Here is a 20,446-nt window from a genome sequence, read left to right on the forward strand (position 1 = left end):
GGGCCTCGCGCGAGATCACGCACGAGTGTTGCAAATTAGTGCGCGTCGCCGCCGGCGCCGAACGGGGAAGCCGGCTTGTTCAGGAGCGCGACCAGCAGGCTGAGACCGAGATAGAACAGCGCCAGCATGAGGAAGACATCGCCGAAGCTCATCACCACGGCCTGACGATGCACGATCTGGCTGAGCTGCTTCATCGCCATCAGCGCGGAATCGCCGAGCCCCTGGAACTTCTGCATCAACATGGTCAGGGTTTCAGTCGCGGTCGCGTTGCCCCAGGTCACCCGCTCCTGCAGGCGGACGATGTGCAGGTCGGTGCGTTCGTTGAGCACGGTGTTGATGACGGCGAGGCCGACCGCGCCGCCGAGATTGCGCATCAGGTTGAACAGGCCGCTCGCGTTCTTCACCTTCTCGGGCGCGAGCGTGCCGAGCGCGATGTTGTTGGTCGGCACCATCGCGAACATCATGCCGATGCCGCGCAGGATCTGCGGCACCAGCAGCTCGTAGAAATCGTATTCGCGCGTGATAAAGGTCATCTGGTAGGAGCCGATCGCGAACACGATGAGGCCGAATGCGATCATGTAGCGCATATCGACCTTCGCCATGAGCCGGCCGACCAGCGGCGCGACCAGGAACATGGTGATGCCGGAGACGAACATGGTCTCGCCGATCATCAGCGCGCTGTAGCCGCGCACTTCGGCGAGATAGCGCGGGTAGATGTAGGTCAGGCCGTAGAGGCCGATGCCGATGCAGAATTGCAGCGTGCATCCGACGGCGAAATTGCGGTCGGAGAAGGTGCGCAGATTGACGATCGGCTCGGCCGCCGTGAACACGCGCCAGAAGAAGGCGATGGCCGAGAGACCGCTGATCCAGGCGCAGATCGCGACCGACGTGTCCTGCATCCATTGATGTTGCGATCCTTCCTCCAGCACGTATTCCAGCGTGCCGAGGAAGCTCGCCATGAACAGCAGGCCCCACCAGTCGAAGCGGTCGAGCAATTCGAAATGCGGCTCGTCGAAATCGACCAGCGCCAGCACACCCAATGTAATGCCGATGCCGGGCACGACGTTGATGAAGAACAGCCAGTTCCACGACATCAGGTCGGTGATGTAGCCGCCGACCGTCGGCCCGATGGTCGGGGCCAGCGTCGCGACGAGCCCGATGATGGGGCCGACGATGTGGAATTTCGTGCGCGGGAAAACCGTGTAGGCCGAGGCGAACACGGTCGGGATCATGCCGGCGCCGAGAAAGCCCTGCAGCGCACGCCAGAGGATCATCTCCTCGATCGTCGTGGCGAAGCCGCAAAGCAGGCTTGCGGCGGTGAAGCCCGCCGCCGAGATCGCGAACAGGAGCCGCGTGCCGAAGGCGCGCGACAGGAATCCCGACAGCGGGATCGCGATCACCTCGGCGATCAGATAGGCGGTCTGAACCCAGGACACCTCGCTGGAGCTCGCCGACAGCCCGGCCTGGATTTCGCTCAAGGAGGCCGAGACGATCTGGATGTCCAGGATCGACATGAACATCCCGAACACCATGATGATGAACGCGAACAGCCGCTTCGGCGCAATGCGCTCCGAAGCGGGATCCGCCATCATGGCAGGTGAAGCGGTGGTGGCGGTGGCCATTCTCTCACTCAGCTCGCGCGAGAGGGCACGGCCCACCTCTCCCCATCGGGGAGAGGTCGATTTGCTCCTCGCGATGCGAAGCATCGTCGAGTGCAAATCGGGTGAGGGGCCGCAGCTTCCACGAGAGAGCGTAACCCCTCACCCGGATCGCATCTTCCGATGCGATCCGACCTCTCCCTTCGGGAGAAGTGAAAGACGACGCGGCGCTCGTCTCGAACATCACCGATCCTACTGCGGATGGACGGTGGGGTCGTCGAGGTCGACCTCGCTGTCGGCGTCGGCGGCGCCCTTGTTGGTGTCGACGGTGGCGTAGACCGACATGCCGGCGCGGAGCAGGTTCTGCTTCGCCACCGATTTGGGCACGCGAATGCGGACCGGCACGCGCTGCACGATCTTGGTGAAATTGCCGGTGGCGTTGTCGGGCGGCAGCAGCGTGAACACCGAGCCCGCGCCCGCCGCGATGCTGTCGACCACGCCAGAAAACTTGCGCATGCCATAGGCATCGACCTTGATCGTCACCGGCTGGCCGGGACGGATGCGCTTGAGCTGCGTCTCCTTGAAATTCGCGTCGATATAGACCTCGTCCAGCGGCACGATGTTGCCGAGGCGCTGGCCGACCGCGACGAAGTCGCCGGTGTTGACCAGGCGGTTCGAGAACGTGCCGTTGACCGGCGCGCGCACCGCGGTGAAGCCGAGGTCGCGCTGGGCCCTGGCCAGCGTGGTCTTGAGCTCGGCAAGCTGAGCCTGCGCTTCGGCCTGCTGCGCCCTGGCGACGTCGACATTGCTGACGGCGACCTCGTAGGCGGCCTTTGCAGCCTTGACCGCGGCGGCGCCCTGGTCGCGTCCGGCTTCCGAGCTTTCGAAGGTGGCGCGCGAGGCAAAGCCCTTGCTGCTCAGCGCCTGCTGGCGCTCGTAATCGAGGTCGGCGCGCTTGAGGCCCGCTTCCGCGGAGACGAGCTGCGCCTTGGCCTGGGCGACTTGGCTGTCGAGCGCGGCGACCTGGCGGCCGATGCGATCGATGGTGGTCTGCTGGGTCGCGATCTTGGTCGCGGCGGCTTCGACCGCGATCCTGTAATCGCCGTCGTCGATGCGGAAGATGATGTCGCCGGCCTGGACGGGCGTGTTGTCGCCGACGAGGATCGCGGAGATGTGGCCGGCAACGCGCGCGCCGAGCATGGTGTTGTTGGCGCGGACATAGGCATCGTCGGTCGAGATGTAGAAGCGGCCGACCAGCGTGTAATAGCCGGCATAGCCCGCAACGGCGAGCGCGAGCGCGAGGCCGACGCCGGTCAGCACGAATTTGCGCTTGCCGGATTTGGGCGCAGCGGCGGCGGGCGCTTCCGCCGCGGGTGCCGGCGGCTTGTCGGTCACCGGACCCGCCGGCGCCTCGCGGGTCGGACGCTTCGCCTCATCGGCGACATGAGTTCGCAGCTGCTCGGCAGGGAGTGCGGATGCCTCGGAGCCAGCATCACCGCCCGCCTGGTCCTCCACCGCTTCCTGGCGAAGGACGCGAGCTGTCTGGTCTCTCGATGCGGCCATCCAGGCCTCCCCACAAACGCAACTGAGGGCGCCCGCTGGGGCGGTCTCCTCGCTGGATCTCAAATAACATTGACCGAACGGTTCGGTCAATATAGAGATTATGTCCTGCAGACCTTACTGCCGCGAATCCTTCGTTGGCGTTTCATGGCCCTGATCCGAACCAAAAAGCTTCCGAGACCCTAAACCAATGGTTGTAGCTGCCGGCGAACAATTGCAGATCGTCCCGGACGAGGACAATTCCAAGCGCCGCCAGATTCTGGACGGTGCGCGCAAGGTGTTCATGGATCTTGGCTTCGACGGCGCCAGCATGGGCGAGATCGCCCGCGCCGCGCAGGTCTCCAAGGGCACGCTCTACGTCTACTTCGCCGACAAATGCGCGCTGTTCGAAGCCATCGTCGAACAGGAGGCGCTCCAGCATGGCCAGGTCGTGTTCAGTTTCGATCCCGAGCGCGAGGCCGAGACCACGCTGAAGGAGTTCGGCCTCGCCTATCTTCACCTGGTCTGCCGCCCCGGTGGCGGATCCGCGATCCGCACCGTGATGGCGATCGCCGAGCGCATGCCTGATGTCGGCCGCCGTTACTATGCGCGCGTGCTGGACAAGAGCATCAACCGCCTCTCCGACTATCTCAAGGCCCGTGTCGCCTCGGGCGATCTCGCGATCGACGATTGCGATCTCGCCGCCTCGCAGTTCATGGAGCTCAGCAAGGCCTCGCTGTTCCTGCCCTTCGTGTTCCAGGCGGCGCCCGCGCCGTCGGAACAGCGCATGAGTGCGGTGGTCGAGAGCGCAACGCGGATGTTCCTGGCGGCGTATAAGGCGAAGTAGCCGCGCGTTGCGCCTGCGGGCCGGGCGGCTATATTGCGGCCATGTCTCGTGATCTTCGCCCGCCGGTCGACATCCTCCACTACGAGATCGTCCAGGAACAGGCTTCCGCGCTTGGACGGATGGGCCGCGCCCTCGAACAGAGCCTGTCGCGCTTGCGCGAGTTCGACGCCGCCCACGCAGCGACCGATGTGCCGGAAGCGATGCAACCGGCCAGGCGCAAGCTGGTGCTGCAAGCCGGCCAGGCGCTTTGGATGTTCGTGGTGCAACGCGAGGCGTCCGGATTGCGCGACAGCCGCCACATCATGCGCACCTACAACGTCCCGGGTGAAGTGCAGCGCTGCATGGGATTGGCACCCGCGCCGCGGAAGCCGGCCGCCGGATGAACTCCGGCTCCGCTGAGCTCAAGTCCCGAGGTCTTCCATTACGCGCCACCCGTGCAGGACGCGCCGCCCCTCCCGCGCGAACGCAAAGCAGTTGCCGCCGCCGGCGGGCTGATCGTGGATGCGGGCGATGGGATGGCCCGCAATGTGGCAGAACAGCAGCGTGCCGACTGCGCCGTGGCCGACGAACAGGACGTCGCCGGGACGATGTCGCGCCAGCACCGCCTCAGCCTCGCGCACGATCCGCGCCTGTGCATCCGCGGCACGCTCCCAGCCGCGCACGCTGAGATGAGGCGCGGCGAAGAACTGGTCGGCGACGGCTTCGAACTCGGCCGGCTTCAGGAAGCCGGTCGCCGAACGGTCGTTCTCGTGCATGGCCTCGCGGATCTCGATCATGAGTCCGAGCCGAGCGGCAATGATCTCGGCGGTCTCGATCGCCTTCCGCTCGCCGCTGGCGACGATCTGCGTCGTGCTTGCGAGCCAGCCTGCATTCGCCAAGGCTTCGGTGCGCGCGCGACCGACCGGGCTCAGGCCCCATTGCGGCACAGGCACATCGGGATCGATTTGCACCTGCGGGTGGGTGAGATAGCGGACGATAGACATTGGATTGACCCGATCGTAGCCCGCATGGAGCGAAGCGAAATGCGGGGACACTTTTCCCGGATTGCGCTTCGCTCCATCCCGGCCACCGGCAAATCCGGCTATTCGTCGATATAATCGTCGTCTTCCCGCTTGTGCATCGTGCTCTTGCGAGCACCGAGCGAACCGGTCACCGACGGCTCGCGCCCGCTCGCATAGGGTCTGCGCGATTGCGCGCGCGAGGCGACCTCTTCGCCCGACACCGCGGCCGGCTGGCAGATCAGGCGGCGGCTGGCGCGGCGCATCAGATCGACATGGATGTGATCGTAGTGAAAGACGTTGGAGCCCGGCGCCAGCACGGTCGTGAAGTGCGCGCAGGCCCCAGCCTGCACGTCGCGCAGGAAGCCCTGCTCTTCCGGCATGCCGCGCCAGCCGTCCTTGATGGTGATGCGGCGGCCGTCGGCGAGCACGAAGGCGGAAATGTCGAGGGCGTTGCCGAAGGCGTGCTCCGAAATATGGGCCCGCGAATTGCCGTTCATGCCGCGGCAGGAATAGGCGGAGATCTGCTTGATCTCGGCGACGCGCACGCCGAACCAGCGCATCGCCGACGGCTGCACCGTGTCGGCGAGCCAGCGGTCGAGCTCGGACACGATCGGACAGGCGAGCGTCGCGGTCGGCTTGATCGCGACGGGACCGACGCTCGTGACGGGATTGCCCTGCGCAGGACCAAGACGCGGCAGCGGCTGCTGCGCCGGGGCCTGCGAGTAGGGCGCCGGACGAGCCGGATAGCTCGGTGTGTTCATGTAACGCGCCGCCCCCGCGGCATCGGTGCCCTCCGGCGGCAGATCGATCTCGTCCTCCTGCGCGGCCACGCCGGGAGCGTTGAGCGACATCGGCCCGGACGACGTGCCGTAGCCGGCGGGCTGGCGCACCGCGCTCTCGGGATAGTTCGAGCGCTGCGGATAGGACGATGCCGGATAGCCCTGCCTCTGCGGATAATTCGACTGCGGCTGCACCGGCCAACGCGGCTGGTTGCCGATGCTGCCGGGCGGGCGTAGCGCCTCGTCGGCAAAGCCATAGGTGCCGGAGGCTTCGCCGATGGCGGCGACCTTGAGCGGAAACTCGGCGCCGCAGCTGCCAGGCCCAGAGATCGGGTCGATGCGGACGATGTCCGCACTTTCCTTGACTGCGCCCGATTTCAGGCATGCGGCTTCTGCCTCGGCCCGCCACGGTTCGCGTTCGGCCTGGAAGAAGCCGCGACCGCAACCCGCTAGCGAAACAAGGACGATGGAGCCGACGAGATACAAACGAACTCCGCGCGTCATGCACGCACGTTCGATGAATTTACTTAAAGACTCTTCAACGTGTTGATTTCAGTGTTCTTTAACCATACCGGGCGCAGCGGCACCGGTTGCTGCCGATGACGAGCGACAGCGAGCCTGACTTTTTCGAAAAGAGACTTTCTGTTAACCATAAGAGCTGCGCGCCAAGCAACGCGCACGGAGGGACCGACCTCATGACGTTCGCCGGCAGATTGAGCGTTATCACCGCCTACCTCGCCATGGCCTTCGTCGGCGCCATCGTGCTCGGGATGATTTAGACGGCATCGATCGACACACCGCGGCCCCTGATCTTCCTCTCCAGGGCAGGGCAATCGCATTTGAATTTTGCAGTGGCCGTCATGCCCGGGCTTGTCCCGGGCATCCACGTTCTTTGTGCTGCGTGGAAAGGCGTGGATGGCCGGGACAAGCCCGGCCATGACGCCGTGGAGAGTCGGTGTCCTTAGCCATATCTCAGCCCCCTCCAGGGCCCTACAGGGAGGGTAAGAAAAACGCTACGACCGCGTGCGCGAGGATTGCGACGAGGCGGTGATCTCCTCCCGTGGCGCATCGACTCGCGTCCAGTCGTTGCCGGAGCACCAGAAGCGGCCGAGCGCGCAGGCTTCGACGTGCAGCTTGCCGGAGCTCTTCAGCGTCATCGTCGCGTAATAGGTGTTGCCGCTGGAGCGGCTGTAGATGCTGCCGGTCCAGACATCGCGCTTCTTCGGCTTCATGTTGACGAGCACGCTCTCACCGCGGCTCGACGCTTCACTGAGCGCGTAACCGCACAGTGCAGGTCCACAGCGCTCGATGCGGACCGTGCCCTTGGCGCCGGCGCTCTCCCATTCGCCGAGCAGCGCGTGGCCCTCTTCAGCGCCGATCTGTGCCACCGCTGCGGTCTGATTGATCTCGGCGCTCGGCTGGACGCGCGGCGGTTCGAGCGCGGCGGTCTTCGGCTGATCGGTGCGCTCCAGGTCAACCCGCGGCGGACCGGGGCTCAGCGTCTCCAGTCTCGAAATCTCCCAGCTTGGCGCCGGCGGCGGTGCAACGGGCTGCGACGACGCCGCGGCAAGAACGGGAGGCGCCGGTGGCGGCACCACCACAGCCGCTTGTGGCGGCTTGACCGCTGCCGCCGGACAAGCCGGCTGCGGCGCCTGGACCATCAGCGCGGGCGCCGGCTGCGCAGTTCGTGCCGTGCTCACATCCTCCGTCGGCCTGAGGCTGCGCTTGGGAGCCACCGTCATAAAGGACGCGGCTCGGCAATTGCGCGGCGCCTCGACATGGAACCGGCTGCCGCCGATCGAGAACGTGTAGGAGCCGGCCTGCGCCGTCGGCGCGACCGCCAGCAGCGCGATAGATGTGGCAAGACAAGTGGCAAGCCAGGTTGCAAGCCGCTGCATCTGCGTTTCCCTCGGTGTCGCGACGACGTTACGCCGCGCAGGCGAGGCTGAATGTGCGCTGAATCACCCAGGCGTTGTTCGCTCGTTGTGACGCCCATCACAGAACGCCCGACCGCCGCGGCGTAGGGTCGAACCACGCTTCATTCACCAGCGACACCAGTCCATATCGGGACCGCGCTATTTTCGGAGGTTGTCATGAACAAGCTCTCCATCGCCGCCACCGCCCTCTTCCTGGCTTCGACCGCCGCCGCGCATGCCGGCAATTCGATCTCGTTCCAGATCGAGGGTCAGCACATCCGCATCGAGACGCCGCGAAACTGCGCTTCGCTCAATTGCGTGACCATCGTCGCGCCGGGCCTGTCGGACAAGCCGATCAAGCTGAACAACATCAACCTCAAGGGTCTTGGCGGCTCCAAGGACGATGACGACGACACCACGCCGGCTCCGGCGCCCACGACGGCGCAACCCACGCCGGCTCCCGTGCAGCAGCAGCCCGTGCCGCAAGCGACTGCGCCGGCAGCGCCAGCCGCGCCCGCTGCCCCAGCCGCGACCGCTGCCGCCGCTCCTTCTGTCGGCTTCGACAGCTCGCAGCCTGCTCCTGTTGCTGCGCCTGCCCCTGTTGCCGCCCCCGCTCCCGTCGCCGCGGCTCCCGCGCCGGCTCCGGTGGCTGCCGCGCCCGTGGCCGCAGCGAACTCGCCGATCGGCATCTGGGCGACCGAAGAGAACAAGGGCAATGTCCGCGTCGAGCAGTGTGGCGCCAATCTCTGCGGCTATGCCGAGAAGACCAATGAGCGCATCCTGATCAACATGAAGCCCGAAGGATCGAAGTGGAGCGGCCGCATTCGCGATCCCAACTCCGGACGCAATTACGACTCCACGATCTCGATGAAAGGTCCGAACGTGATGCGCGTGCAGGGCTGCGCCTTCGGCGGCATGTTCTGCGGCGGCCAGACCTGGAAGCGCGTGAGCTGACACCGAAGCGCGTCGCGAACGGACACAACTCTTCGTCATGCCCGGGCTTGTCCCGGGCATCCAGGTTCTTCGTGCCGCAATCAAGACGTGGATGGCCGGGCCTTCGCCGCGCCGTAGCGGCTTCGGCCGCGCCGGCGGGACAAGCCCGGCCATGACGGCGAGAGGATAGCTAGCCCTTGCCCCGGCGACAGACGTTCATCCACCATTCAGCCACGCCCCGTTGAAATCGCCCGATCTCGCCTCACGCTCTCACCGGGACTTCCTCGTGACATCAATGCTGGCTTGGCGCCGCTTCGTGTTCGCGCTCGCGCTGCCGGCATTGACGCTGGCTGGCAGCAGCGTGGCTCGTGCATCCGAGACGATCGAATTCGCACAGGCGCAGCCGCAAGCCCAGCCAACGCCCGCGCCTTCGCCAATTCCGTCGGCGACCCCGACACCGGCCGCAGACGCACAGCCGGCCACGGCCGAGCCGATCGGCAACGTCGCGACCGTGACGGGAATTGCGACCGTGATCCGCGACAAGAATTCCTATCCGCTGCGCGTGCGCGACGACATCTATCTCAACGATATCGTGCAGACCTCGTCGAACTCCGCGCTCGGCATCACCTTCAACGACGCCACCACGTTCAACCTCTCGGCCAGCGCGAAGATCACCATCGACAATTACGTCTATGACGACGGCGGCAAGCAGAATTCGGCGATCTTCGACGTCGGCAAGGGCACGGTCGCCTTCGTGGCGGCCGCGGTGGCGAAGACAGGCGACATGAAGATCACGACGCCGACGGCAACGCTCGGCATCCGCGGCACCACCGGGGTCGTCGACGTCCCCGAGGGCTCGGCGGCGAACAGGGCGCGCAACGTCAACATCAAGCTCTATCCCGACGCCGACGGCCGGGTCGGCCACATCGAGGTCCAGGAACGCACGAGCGGCGCGCGGCTCGGCGCGCTGACGCAAGCCGCGAGCGGCTTTGCGATCCGCACGGGCGCAGCCACGGCCGGCGGCATGCGCTTTGCTGCCGTGCCGATCATAATTCCCGCGCAGCAGATCGCGCGCGACCGCGGCTTCGTCGGCCAGGTGCATCTGGCGCAGACTGCGGGCCGGCAGATCGTCATCGAGCAGCGCGACTTCCGTCGCGCCAATCCGACTGCGCTCAGCCGCATTCCGCGGCCGGCACAGCCGCCGCAGCAGCAACAATTGCGGCCGACGACAACCCCAGGCCGGCAGCCGCAACGACCGAACGTCCAGCCGCGACAGGACAATCGTCCGGGTCAGCAGCAGCCGGGCACACCTAGCCGGCAGGGAACACAGCAAGGTGCACAGCCGCCGCAGCGGCAGGGACAAGGACAACAAGGCGGCACGGTGCGGCCGGGCACGCCGCGTGCCGGGCAGCAGCAACACTTGCAACCGCAGCCCGGCCAGCCGCAAGGTGCCGGCCGTCCACGCGCACCGCAGATCCTGCCGCAGCGTGATGGACAGATTCAGCGCGGAGGAATCGTGCCGCCGCAACCGGGCGGGACACAGCAAGCCGGTCCGCAGCAGCCATTGCCGCGCACAGGATTGCAACCGGGCCAGCCTCCGGGTCAACAACCAGGCATGCAGCGCCCCGGCGGCTTCCAGCCACGCCTCCCCGCCGCGCAACGTCCCGCAGCGCCGCGCAGATCCGCGCCCGCGCCGAGGGACAAAGAGCGGCGGTAACGCTTCGCTTTCTGCCGTTGCGCCCCCAACGTGCATCGTTAGCGCCGTGGTGGCTTCTGAGCAAAGAGCGCGAGAGAGGCGCACTCCGACATCTCCGCGTCATTGCGAGGAGCCCTTGCGACGAGCAATCCAGAATCCCTCGGCGGAAAGCTTCTGGATTGCTTCGCTGCGCTCGCAATGACGACGTAGAGAGGCTTACGCGCAAACCTCACGCCTCGCCGCGCAACCAGGCCTTCACCTTCTGCAACAGGCCGTGCCGCAACTCGTCGACGGAAGCTGCTTCGGCGGGTGTGAGTGTCTGCAAGGCCGCATCCACGGCGTCGTTCGGCGTCGGCTCTTGCGCCGGCGATGGCGCCAGCCCTGCCGCCGCGAGCGCGATCGGTCCGATCTGAGTCAGGAAGACGCGTTCGTATTCGCGCGACAGACGGGCGATCGCGTCGTCCAGCGTCAGCCAGTCGACCGCCTTGATGTCGTTCATCAGCTTGCGGACCGGACCGCCGTCGGCCTCCATGCGCCAGAAATGCACGACCTTGGAGCGCCCGCCGGACTGATAGACCAGCGTGCCCAGAAATTCGTGCACCGCGACCTCGTGGCCGGTCTCCTCCAGCACCTCGCGGTGCGCGGCTTCCTTCGGCGTCTCGCCGTCGTCGAGCTTGCCCTTGGGCAGGACCCATTCGTTGCGCTTGCGCTGGCGCACGACTGCAACCAGCGGCACCGGCGCGCGCCGCAACACAATACCACCCGCCGCCATGACCGGCGCCCGCGCCATCGTCACATCCGTATCGATCGAATCGTCCCCGCCCGACGATATAGGCGGCGGGGGCGGCGGATTGAAGGCTACTTTCTCCTGAGCAGCGCTTGACCGGCGCGAATGCGCGTGCCCTCGGCAATGCCGTCGCAGAACGAGAAATCGCCGGGCGCAAGGATGATGATGGTCGAGCCATGCTCGAACCAGCCGAGCTCCTCGCCTTTGCTCACGTTGACGTCGCAGGGAAAATTGACGGGGCCGCGCGTCTGCGCGTTCAGCACCATGTCGAGGAAGTGCAGGCGGATGCTCGCGACCAGAATCGCCGCCACCGGCACCAGCGTCACGGCTTCGCCGGTCGACAAATGCGTGCGGATCACCGCGCGCTCGTTCTTGCAGAACAGACGCTCGACGCGCTTGAGCGCGATCGGGTTGACGTTCCAGACGTCACCGTGGATCAGCGTGACCCGCCCGATGTGCGCGTCATAAGGCGCATGGAAGCGGTGATACATGCTCGAGGTCAGCCGCAGCGTAACGTAAGAGCCGTTGCGGTGCTGCTCGACCAGCGCGGAATCGCCGACGAGATCGAGCAGCGAATAGGGCGCGCCCTTGACCTGGAACAGCTCGGTGTCCGCGATTTTCCCGTGAGCGCCGACGATGCCGTCCGAGGGGCTCGCCACCACCGCAGGATCAGGATCGAACGGCCGCAGGCCCGGCTTCAGCTCCCGGGTGAAGCAGTCGTGCAGACTCCTGAACTGCGTCTTGCGCGCCTCCGACAGATCGAGGTCGGAGAACAGCTTCCACAGCGCGATCGAGAAGTCCCGCACCAGGGCATTCTCGATCTTGGAGAACCAGCCCATGAAGCGGGTCAGCGCCGCGCGGGGGATGCGGTTGGTCAACAGGAAGTTGAGATCTTCCTGCTGGGTGAAAGAGGCGATGAGGGCTTTGACTGTCATGAATCTGTCAGCTCACAGGTTTAGCGCTTGTTGTCATGGAAACGACACTCCCGATTCTCTCGATGTCCGTGGCCGCCGCAGCGTCCGCTGCCGCCGTCCTCCCGAAGATCAAGGCGCGGGTCGAACTCTCCCGCGCCAAGCACCGCTCGCTCGCCGGGCACTCCAAGATGTCGCGCCGGGTGGCGCGGCTGCTGCCGTTCTACGAGTTCGAGGGTGATCAATACTTCGCCTGCGACGGCGCGCCGGCGAACATCGCAGCGCAACGCAAGGACGCCTTCTTCCGTCTCGCCAGGCTTTACGCCGAGCGCTACCCCAAGGGTCGCGCGATGACGAAGGAAGCGGCGGAGACGATCTCCGACCTGAACTTCACCGAAAGCTACCGCGTGCCGTTCCAGTTCTCGCGTCTCGTCCGCGAGCATCTGGGCACGTCGACCTTCATGGAATCCTCGCGCGGCGTCACCGTCACCGACGTTGACGGCAACACTGCTTACGACCTCACAGGATCCTACGGCGTCAACATCTTCGGCAACGACTTCTACAAGGAGTGCATCGAGGGCGCCGAGAAGCGCGCGCACGCGCTTGGACCCGTGCTCGGGCCCTACCATCCCGTCATCCTCGAGAATGTGCAGCGGCTCTGCCAGATCTCTGGCCTCGACGAGGTCTCGTTCCACATGTCCGGCACCGAGGCCGTGATGCAGGCGGTGCGGCTGGCGCGCTACCACACCAAGCGCACGCACCTGGTTCGTTTCGCCGGCGCCTATCACGGCTGGTGGGGCGACGTGCAGCCCGGCGTCGGCAATCCCATTCCTGCGCATGAGACCTACACCCTCGCCGAAATGTCGGAGAAGACGGTGCATGTCCTGCGCACGCGCAAGGACATCGCCTGCGTGCTGGTCAACCCGCTGCAGGGCCTGCATCCCAATGCCAACGCGCCCGGGGATTCCTCGCTGGTCGATTCTTCCCGCGGCGGCAACTTTGACCGCGCTGCCTACACCGAATGGCTGAAGAAGCTGCGCGAGGTCTGCGACCGGCGAGGCATCGTCCTGATCTTCGACGAGGTCTTCGTCGGCTTCCGCCTCGCCGCCGGCGGCGCCCAGGAATATTTCGGCGTCAAGGCCGACATGGTGACCTACGGCAAAAGTCTCGCCGGCGGGCTGCCGGTCGGCGTGGTCTGCGGCAAGCGCGAATTGATGCGCCGCTTCCGCGACGACCGTCCCGGCGACATCTGCTTCGCCCGCGGCACCTTCAACTCGCACCCCTACGTCATGACGGCGATGGACGAGTTCCTGAGCCGCCTCGCCAGCCCGAACTTCCGCGCCGTCTATGATGGGCTGGAAGAGACCTGGAACGGGCGCGTGACGAAGCTCAACCAGATGATGCAGGATGCCGACCTGCCGGTGCGCTTCGCCAACTTCTCTTCGATCTGGACGGTGAAATACACCACGCCGTCCCGCTACAATTGGATGCTGCAATATTACCTGCGCGCCGAAGGCCTGGCCCTGAGCTGGGTCGGCACGGGACGGCTGATCTTCAGCCTGAACTACACCGACGCCGACTTCACCGAAGTCGCCGATCGTTTCGTCCGTGCCGCGCAGAAGATGAAGGCCGACGGCTTCTGGTGGCACGATGGCGTGCTCACCAACAAGCAGATCAAGCGGCAGATCCTGACAGAGATGCTGGCCAAGCGCTTGGGGCGCTGAGGCTAGTTGCTCCAAGGCCGTCATGGCCGGGCTTGTCCCGGCCATCCACGCGGCTCCGGGCGGTAGCTCCAAGACGTGGATGCCCGGCACAAGGCCGGGCATGACGTAGCGATCAGACATCGGAGCCTGTCGCGTGCGCCGCGCGCTTCAAGCGTGCTGCTCTTCGAGCACGGGCTCGTCGATGAAGCCCAGCGTGTGCTCGGGATTGAGGTGCAGGCCGGGATCCATCAGCTCGCCGCGCATCAGGGCGAGCGGAGCACCGCGATAGAGCATCAAATCGTGGAAGGGATCGGTCAGGATCTTGGTCATCCAGACGAGGCCGGTCTCGACGTCGCGGATGAAGAACAGGTGCACGGTGCGGAACAGCAGGCCGCCGCCGCCGACCACGAGCCAGATCTTCGCCACCTGCCGCATGAAGTCGGTCGCGCTCTGCCAGGGCGTGAAGATGCCGAACAGGGTGGGATCGACGACCAGCACCAGCGGCGACAGCGCCCAGATCGCCATCAGCACCACCTTGCGCTGCAAATTGTAGCCGACCTTGATCTCTTCCTTGTACTCGTGCGTCGCCTGATTGATGTGGTCGTAGGTGTGCGGCTCGAAGAAGAAATGGCCGGCCTGGCGCGAGGTCATCGACACCAGCCAGCCGACCAGCGCGGAGACGACGGGATCGATGAACAGCCAGACATAGGCAAAGAGAAAGCTCAGCGCGCTGACGAAGTGCAGGCTCTGATTGATGCGGCTGTGGTGATAGTAGCGATGGTCGTCCCAGCGCTGGATCCGCAGCTGCTCGAGATAGTTCTTGATCATGCTCATCCCCAAAATGCTTTCGGGTTCAGGATTTACAGAGATTCGATGTAGGCCGTGTGACATCATCATTTTGTCATGTGACGATGAGCAGCGGCGCGATGACGCACGAAAGACGCGTAAGCTCACGCCGCTTTCGCGACGTCGACCTTGCGGAAGCGCACCAGCGAGAAATGTCCCAGCGGCGGAATCAGGCGGCGCTCGGCGAGCTCGATGCCGTGCGCGCCGGCGAGCCATTTGGCGTAGCGCGACCAGGCGAACTCGGCGGTGCGGAAGCCGAGCGGACGCACCACCGGCTGCAGCTTCTGCTCGATGAAGCGGCGCATGCCGGTGTCGGCGCTGACGCGGGTGAGGATGATCAATTCGCCGCCCGGACGCAGCACGCGGGCGAATTCGTCGAGCGCCTTCTCCGGGTTCGGCACCGCGGTGACGACGTATTGCGCCATCACGACGTCGAACGAATTGTCGGGGAATTCGAGCTTCTCGGCGTCCATCACCGCGAGGCCCTCGACGTTCTTCAGCTCCTGCTCCTTCACGCGGCGGCGCGCCTTGTCCAGCATCGCTTCCGAGATGTCGGTGCCGAAGATGCGCAGGTTCGGCGCGTAGAGCGGCAGCGAGATGCCGGTGCCGACGCCGACCTCGAGCACGCGGCCGCCGATCTTGTTGGTGGCCGCGATCGCCGCCTGCCGGCCCTTGGCGAACACGCCGCCGAACACGAGATCGTAGACCGGCGCCCAGCGGTCATATGCCTGCTCGACCGTGCCGCGCGTGAGGTCGAGCTGCTGGGTGCCGTCAAGGTTCATGATCTTAGCCATCGATGAGGTTCTCGCTGTGGTTCGAATAAACGGTCAGCCGCGCACCGGCCGCCGCGCCATGCGAGGCGAGGCGCGCAAGGAGCGGCTGGGCTGCAGTGAGGTGAGGTTGCCGACGAACTGGCGCGCGCTGTTCTCCCAGGAGCGCTCCAGCGCGAAGTTGCGGCAGGTCTCGCGCGACATCGTGAGTGCGCGCAGGCAGGCGGTGCGCAGATCGTGGTCGATCGCGCCGATCGGGTGATCGGCAATGACGTCCTTCGGGCCCGTGACCGGAAACGCCGCAACCGGCGTGCCGCAGGCGAGCGCCTCGAGCTGCACCACGCCGAAGGTGTCGGTCAGGCTCGGAAACACGAATACGTCGGCCGCGGCGAGATGCGCGGTGAGATCCGCCCCCTTCTTCTCGCCGAGGAAGACTGCGTCCGGATATTTCTTCTCCAGCGCCGCCTTCTGCGGGCCGTCGCCGACCACGACCTTGGTGCCGGGCAGGTCGAGCGAGAGGAACGCTTCGAGATTCTTCTCCACCGCCACGCGTCCCATCGTCATGAAGATCGGGCGCGGCAGGTCGAGCTGTGCCGGAGCGTCGGGATGAAACAGCCCGGTGTCGACACCACGCGTCCAGAAGCCGAGCCGCTTGAAGCCGCGCTCCGACAGCTCCTGCCGCAGCGAGGGCGTCGCCACCATGGTCATGGCGGCGGCATCGTGGAAGTGGCGCAGCACGGCATAGCCGACGCCCGCCGGGATGCCGGTCCGCACCGAGACGTATTCCGGAAAGCGGGTCGTGTAGGAGGTAGTGAAAGCGAGCCGATTGCGGCGGCAATAGGCGCGCGCCGCCCAGCCGATCGGGCCTTCGGTCGCGATATGCAGCGCATCCGGCGCGCACCTCTCGATCCGCCGCGCGATCTCCTTCGCCGAAGGCAGCGCAAAGCGCAGGCCCGGATAGGTCGGCAGCGGCCAGGACGGAAAGCCGTCCGGGGTGAGGAAGTCAATCTCGACGTCGAGGGCCTTGGCCGCATTCGCCAGGGACGTCAGGGTGCGGACCACACCGTTGACCTGGGGATGCCAGGCGTCCGTCGCGATTAATACCCGCATGGGAAAATCCCGAGAGTTTGATGATTCTCAGGCATCGACCATCAACGAAGGATATTTCAGGCGTGTGACGTCACAGAAGTGTCGGCGCGCTGTTTTGTTCGTTAACGAGCCGGCGGGGCCACGAAACTGTCATGAAACAATTCTTGCCGCCGTGAAACCGTTTTCGGTTTTCCGCGCAAATGTCCCGAAACGTTTTTCCGTTAGGACTTTAGGCAACGGAGCACCGCAACGGTGCCGCGGTGAGCAAAACACCGAGCAAACAGGGGCGATCACATGTTCAATCTGGACACATCCAAGACGTTTTCGCGCGCCGTTGCACTCAGTGCCGTTACGGTCTCCGCAATCGCGTTCGCTGGCGCAGCCAAGGCCGCGCCGGTGCAGATCTTCCCGTTCTTCCAGCCGCTGGCGCCGATGACCGCGCCGCAGCCGCTGCAGCCGTATCAGCCGTCGTATCAGCCCTATCAGGCGCCGACCTACCAGACCGAGCCCGAGGATCAGGACGCGGTCGAGCTGCCGGCCCGCTTCCGCCGCCAGACCGTCTCTTACGCGACGCGCGAAGCGCCGGGCACGATCATCATCGATACGCCCAACACCTATCTCTATTACGTGCTCGGCAATGGCCAGGCATTGCGCTACGGCATCGGCGTCGGCCGCGACGGCTTCACCTGGTCCGGAATCCAGTCGGTGAGCCGCAAGGCCGAGTGGCCGGCCTGGACGCCGCCGCCGGAGATGATCGCCCGCCAGCCCTATCTGCCGCGCCACATGGCCGGCGGCCCCGGCAATCCGCTTGGCGCGCGCGCCATGTATCTCGGCGGCACCATCTACCGTATCCACGGCACCAACGCCCCCGAGACCATCGGCAAGCGCGTCTCCTCGGGCTGCATCCGCATGACCAACGCGGACGTCACCGACCTCTATTCCCGCGTCAACGTCGGCACCAAGGTGATCGTGCTGCCGATGAGCGAGCGCCGCGCGGACCTCGGCGCCGCGAGCCGCTGAAGCGACAGGACAACGTGACGCGAACGGCCCCGGAACCCACCGGGGCCGTTTTCGTTTGCCCTCGACATCCCCGTTGCGCCTGCTGCGGCGCGATCCACGATGGAGGCGCAAATGCGACCACGAAGGCAACCCTCGCCAAGCCCATGGCTGCACGCCCTCGCCGGCGCCGGAGCACTGACGCTTCTCGTGTTTGCGCCGTCCTCGCGTGCGCAACAATCCGCGAATGACGACGCCGGCAAGCAGGCTTTCAACAATTCCTGCCGCACCTGCCATTCCATGAAGGAGGGGGACAACCGCCTCGGTCCCAACCTCAACAAGATCGTCGGACGCAAGGCCGGCTCGCTGCCGAACTACAATTACTCCTCGTCGATGAAGGAAGCCGGCTTCGCCTGGGACCAGGACAAGCTCACCCGCTTCATGGTCAAGCCGGACGAGGTCGTGTCCGGCCACAAGATGCAGCCCTATGGCGGCATCTCGAAGGACGAAGCGGGTAAGGTGGTTGCGTATCTGCAGGCGGCGGGCGGGCAATAGATCGCAACGCGCTCTTTCCGCTGTGCGATTGCGGCGCGCTTACCGGCTGACTGCACCCCGCCACTCCGCTATCAGCCTCAGCCACGCCGCGGCATGGAACGCGCTCATCAGGAGATACATCGGCACCATCCCGCCGAGCAGAGAGCCCTGCCCGGCGCCGCACAGCATCTCCGCGGGCCCACCCCCGGGCAAAGCCGTCAGCACGGCCATGATGGCGAAGGTCGGCGTGGCCGCCAGCCCCAGCCATCTGGCGAGGTGGCGCGCGGTCGCCACAACGTCCGGGCTGGCGCCGGGGACCGCGCTGACCGGGCCGGTCATTTCCGTTCTCCCGCGGCCTCCTCGCGAAAGGCTTTCTCGCCGGCGTCCGAGATCTCCACCCATCGCTTGTCGGGCGCGGCGCCTTCGGTGTAGCTGTCGTGCCAATTCCACCATTTGTAGGTCGGGGTCTGCGGATAGCCTTCCGGCGAGTCCTCCCACACCTCCTGGCGGCCGAGCGGGGTGATGTCCAGATAGTTCCAGGTCCCACCCATCTGCTCGTCGCCGCGGCTCTTGACGAAATAGGTGCGGAAGATGCGTGTCCCGTCTCGGTAGAACACATTCGTCCCGTGCCATTCGTCGACGCCGAAATCGGCATCGAAGCTGTCGGTGATGGTGACCCAGGGCATGATCCAGCCCATCCGCTGCTTCAGCCTGACGATGTCGGCTTGCGGCGCACGCGAGGCGAACACCAGCGTGGTATCGCGGGCATTCAAATGCGAGACATGGGCGACCTGGTCGGCCACCATGGAGCAGCCGCGGCAGGCCTGATCGGGCCAGCCGAACACGCCGGGCTCGAAGAAGGCGCGATAGACGATCAGTTGCCGCCGGCCCTGGAACAGGTCGTGCAGACTGAGCTTGCCGCCGGGCCCCTCGAACGCATAGGTTTTGTCGACAGCCATCCACGGCATGCGGCGCCGCTCGGCGGCCAGGGCGTCGCGGGCACGGGTATGCGCCTTCTCCTTCACGAGCAGCTGCAGACGGGCCGCCTCCCAGTCCTGCGGCGACACCACCGGCGGTGTCTGCATGGCGGTCTTTCCGTTGACCCTTACGTTTTCAGTCGATGTCATGATCATTCTCCAAATCTCTTGCCGTGGCCGTCATTCCGCGCCCCTCCACGCCGGAGGCGGAACCGCCCGCCGCGCATCGGCCGTCCACGATTTCTGGCACCAAGCGGCCGCGGTGCGGGAGTAACAAGTGTGGCGGGATTGACATGGAATCGCTGATCACTGCCGCTGCGCGCGCGTTAGAGGCCGGCGATCCGCTCGGCGCCCTGAACCGCGTCGCGCTGCGCAACGATGCGCCGTCGCTGGCGCTGCGCGGCATCGCGATGGCGCAGCTCGGCGATCTCGCCAAGGCCAAGTCGCTGCTGCGCACCGCCGCGCGTGCCTTCGGTCCGCGCGAGGCGGTGGCACGCGCAAGGTGCCTGGTGGCCGAAGCCGAGATCGCGCTGGTCTCGCGCGATCTGAACTGGCCGGTGAAGACGCTCGCGGCGGCACGCGCGACGCTCGAACAGCACGGCGATCTCGTCAATGCCGCCCATGCGGGCCATGTCGAGGCGCGCCGCCTGCTTCTGGTCGGTCGCCTCGACGAGGCCGAGCGCACGCTCGCCGAACTCCGTCCCACGCCGCTCCCGCCCGCGTCGCAGGTCGTCCGCGAGCTCGTGCTCGCCGGCATCGCCATCCGGCGGCTCAGAACGAAAGACGCGCGCACGGCGCTCAGCCGCGCGGCTCACGCGGCGCGCCTTGCAGCCATTCCGGCGCTCGTGGCCGAGGTCGACAGCGCGAGCCTGATCCTCGACACGCCGGCAGCGCGCCTGATCGCCCGCGGCAGCGAACATCCGCTGTTGCTGGGAGAGGTCGAACGTCTGGCGACTTCGACGGCGCTTGTCGTGGATACCTTCCATCACGTCGTGCGCAGGCAAGGCGTCGCGGTGTCGCTCGGAACGCGTCCCGTGCTGTTCGCGCTCGCGCGTCTCCTGGCGCAGGCATGGCCTGCAGATGTCTCGCGCGAGACGCTGATATCGGGCGCCTTTCAAGCCAGGCACGCCGACGAATCGCACCGCGCGCGCCTGCGCGTCGAGATCGGACGGCTCCGCAGCAAGCTCGCGCCGCTGGCCGATATCAGCGCGACGAAGCAGGGCTTCGTGCTGGCGCCGCGGAGGACGCGCGACGTCCTCGTGCTGGCGCGGCCCGTTGAGGAGAAGCACGCCGCCGTCCTCGCCTTTCTTACCGACGGCGAGCCATGGTCGAGCTCGGCGCTCGCGCTTGCGCTTCGCATCAGTCCGCGCACCGTGCAGCGTGCGCTCGAGGAGCTGGCGCGGTCGGGCAAGGTGCAGTCGTTCGGACACGGACGGGCGCGCCGCTGGATGACGCCGCCCGTTCCGGGTTTCCCGACAGGCTTGTTACTCCCCACGCCGCTCCTGAAGACGTAGGATGGGCGCA

Annotated in this window: 21 protein-coding genes; 9 read left to right on the top strand and 12 right to left on the bottom strand. The window is 66.1% G+C overall.

Annotation, left to right across the window (positions count from 1 at the left end):
• Positions 1-35: 35 nt before the first annotated feature.
• Together I6F17_RS02250 and I6F17_RS02255 are read right to left on the bottom strand one after the other, a co-directional pair.
• Positions 36-1,622: a DHA2 family efflux MFS transporter permease subunit gene (locus I6F17_RS02250; protein WP_128263727.1), complete on the bottom strand. Its 1,587-nt coding sequence runs from the start codon at positions 1,620-1,622 to the stop codon at positions 36-38.
• Positions 1,623-1,850: 228 nt separating this feature from the next.
• Positions 1,851-3,161 (bottom strand): HlyD family secretion protein, encoded by a 1,311-nt coding sequence (locus tag I6F17_RS02255; protein WP_036038367.1) that lies wholly within the window; start codon positions 3,159-3,161, stop codon positions 1,851-1,853.
• Between the two features lie 187 nt (positions 3,162-3,348).
• Between I6F17_RS02255 and I6F17_RS02260 the strand changes: the two genes are divergently transcribed.
• Together I6F17_RS02260 and I6F17_RS02265 are read left to right on the top strand one after the other, a co-directional pair.
• Positions 3,349-3,984: a TetR/AcrR family transcriptional regulator gene (locus I6F17_RS02260; protein ID WP_036038368.1), complete on the top strand. Its 636-nt coding sequence runs from the start codon at positions 3,349-3,351 to the stop codon at positions 3,982-3,984.
• Positions 3,985-4,025: 41 nt separating this feature from the next.
• Positions 4,026-4,367 (top strand): DUF6665 family protein, encoded by a 342-nt coding sequence (locus I6F17_RS02265; protein WP_036038370.1) that lies wholly within the window; start codon positions 4,026-4,028, stop codon positions 4,365-4,367.
• 18 nt (positions 4,368-4,385) lie between these two features.
• Here I6F17_RS02265 and I6F17_RS02270 read toward each other — a convergent pair whose 3' ends face one another.
• Positions 4,386-4,967: a histidine phosphatase family protein gene (locus tag I6F17_RS02270; protein ID WP_036038380.1), complete on the bottom strand. Its 582-nt coding sequence runs from the start codon at positions 4,965-4,967 to the stop codon at positions 4,386-4,388.
• Positions 4,968-5,065: 98 nt separating this feature from the next.
• Positions 5,066-6,268, bottom strand: a complete 1,203-nt coding sequence (locus tag I6F17_RS02275; protein ID WP_036038372.1) for an extensin family protein — start codon at positions 6,266-6,268, stop codon at positions 5,066-5,068.
• A gap of 95 nt (positions 6,269-6,363) precedes the next feature.
• On the opposite strand from I6F17_RS02275, the gene I6F17_RS02280 reads away from it, so the two are divergent.
• A complete protein-coding gene (locus tag I6F17_RS02280) occupies positions 6,364-6,543 on the top strand; it encodes a hypothetical protein (RefSeq protein ID WP_157785131.1) in 180 nt (59 codons plus the stop codon).
• A 234-nt stretch (positions 6,544-6,777) separates the two neighbouring features.
• Here I6F17_RS02280 and I6F17_RS02285 read toward each other — a convergent pair whose 3' ends face one another.
• Positions 6,778-7,662 (bottom strand): DUF2147 domain-containing protein, encoded by an 885-nt coding sequence (locus I6F17_RS02285; RefSeq protein ID WP_225130521.1) that lies wholly within the window; start codon positions 7,660-7,662, stop codon positions 6,778-6,780.
• A gap of 195 nt (positions 7,663-7,857) precedes the next feature.
• Between I6F17_RS02285 and I6F17_RS02290 the strand changes: the two genes are divergently transcribed.
• Positions 7,858-8,634 (top strand): DUF2147 domain-containing protein, encoded by a 777-nt coding sequence (locus tag I6F17_RS02290; protein WP_036038388.1) that lies wholly within the window; start codon positions 7,858-7,860, stop codon positions 8,632-8,634.
• Between the two features lie 274 nt (positions 8,635-8,908).
• A complete protein-coding gene (locus I6F17_RS02295) occupies positions 8,909-10,330 on the top strand; it encodes a FecR domain-containing protein (RefSeq protein ID WP_225130550.1) in 1,422 nt (473 codons plus the stop codon).
• A gap of 208 nt (positions 10,331-10,538) precedes the next feature.
• Here the strand turns inward: I6F17_RS02295 and I6F17_RS02300 are convergent, their stop codons facing one another.
• A complete protein-coding gene (locus I6F17_RS02300) occupies positions 10,539-11,099 on the bottom strand; it encodes an NUDIX hydrolase (protein ID WP_225130522.1) in 561 nt (186 codons plus the stop codon).
• A gap of 68 nt (positions 11,100-11,167) precedes the next feature.
• Entirely contained in the window at positions 11,168-12,031 is an 864-nt protein-coding gene (gene asd, locus I6F17_RS02305; RefSeq protein ID WP_225130523.1) for an archaetidylserine decarboxylase, read from the bottom strand.
• A gap of 35 nt (positions 12,032-12,066) precedes the next feature.
• On the opposite strand from asd, the gene I6F17_RS02310 reads away from it, so the two are divergent.
• Positions 12,067-13,731, top strand: a complete 1,665-nt coding sequence (locus tag I6F17_RS02310; protein ID WP_225130524.1) for an aminotransferase class III-fold pyridoxal phosphate-dependent enzyme — start codon at positions 12,067-12,069, stop codon at positions 13,729-13,731.
• Positions 13,732-13,878: 147 nt separating this feature from the next.
• Here I6F17_RS02310 and I6F17_RS02315 read toward each other — a convergent pair whose 3' ends face one another.
• The 3 genes from I6F17_RS02315 to I6F17_RS02325 all read right to left on the bottom strand — a co-directional run bounded on the left by I6F17_RS02315 (position 13,879) and on the right by I6F17_RS02325 (position 16,436).
• Positions 13,879-14,538, bottom strand: a complete 660-nt coding sequence (locus I6F17_RS02315) for a membrane protein (protein WP_025034507.1) — start codon at positions 14,536-14,538, stop codon at positions 13,879-13,881.
• A gap of 122 nt (positions 14,539-14,660) precedes the next feature.
• Positions 14,661-15,350 carry a methyltransferase domain-containing protein gene (locus I6F17_RS02320; RefSeq protein WP_225130525.1) on the bottom strand — a complete coding sequence of 230 codons (690 nt, stop codon included), beginning with the start codon at positions 15,348-15,350 and terminating at the stop codon, positions 14,661-14,663.
• Between the two features lie 33 nt (positions 15,351-15,383).
• Complete coding sequence (locus I6F17_RS02325) at positions 15,384-16,436, bottom strand: glycosyltransferase family 1 protein (RefSeq protein ID WP_225130526.1); 1,053 nt, start codon at positions 16,434-16,436, stop codon at positions 15,384-15,386.
• Between the two features lie 273 nt (positions 16,437-16,709).
• Between I6F17_RS02325 and I6F17_RS02330 the strand changes: the two genes are divergently transcribed.
• Positions 16,710-17,435: a L,D-transpeptidase gene (locus tag I6F17_RS02330; RefSeq protein ID WP_225130527.1), complete on the top strand. Its 726-nt coding sequence runs from the start codon at positions 16,710-16,712 to the stop codon at positions 17,433-17,435.
• A 99-nt stretch (positions 17,436-17,534) separates the two neighbouring features.
• Positions 17,535-17,966, top strand: coding sequence for a c-type cytochrome (locus I6F17_RS02335; RefSeq protein WP_225130528.1), 432 nt, complete (start codon positions 17,535-17,537; stop codon positions 17,964-17,966).
• A 39-nt stretch (positions 17,967-18,005) separates the two neighbouring features.
• Here I6F17_RS02335 and I6F17_RS02340 read toward each other — a convergent pair whose 3' ends face one another.
• Together I6F17_RS02340 and I6F17_RS02345 are read right to left on the bottom strand one after the other, a co-directional pair.
• Positions 18,006-18,284: a hypothetical protein gene (locus I6F17_RS02340; protein ID WP_036038408.1), complete on the bottom strand. Its 279-nt coding sequence runs from the start codon at positions 18,282-18,284 to the stop codon at positions 18,006-18,008.
• Positions 18,281-19,075 carry a thioredoxin family protein gene (locus tag I6F17_RS02345; protein WP_225130551.1) on the bottom strand — a complete coding sequence of 265 codons (795 nt, stop codon included), beginning with the start codon at positions 19,073-19,075 and terminating at the stop codon, positions 18,281-18,283. Before I6F17_RS02345 ends, I6F17_RS02340 begins: the two co-directional genes overlap by 4 nt.
• A 140-nt stretch (positions 19,076-19,215) precedes the next feature.
• Here I6F17_RS02345 and I6F17_RS02350 point away from each other — a divergent pair, with 140 nt between their 5' ends.
• A complete protein-coding gene (locus I6F17_RS02350) occupies positions 19,216-20,436 on the top strand; it encodes a helix-turn-helix domain-containing protein (RefSeq protein WP_225130530.1) in 1,221 nt (406 codons plus the stop codon).
• Positions 20,437-20,446 lie beyond the last annotated feature (10 nt).

This window comes from Bradyrhizobium sp. NBAIM18 (assembly GCF_020193825.1).
Lineage (GTDB): Bacteria > Pseudomonadota > Alphaproteobacteria > Rhizobiales > Xanthobacteraceae > Bradyrhizobium > Bradyrhizobium yuanmingense.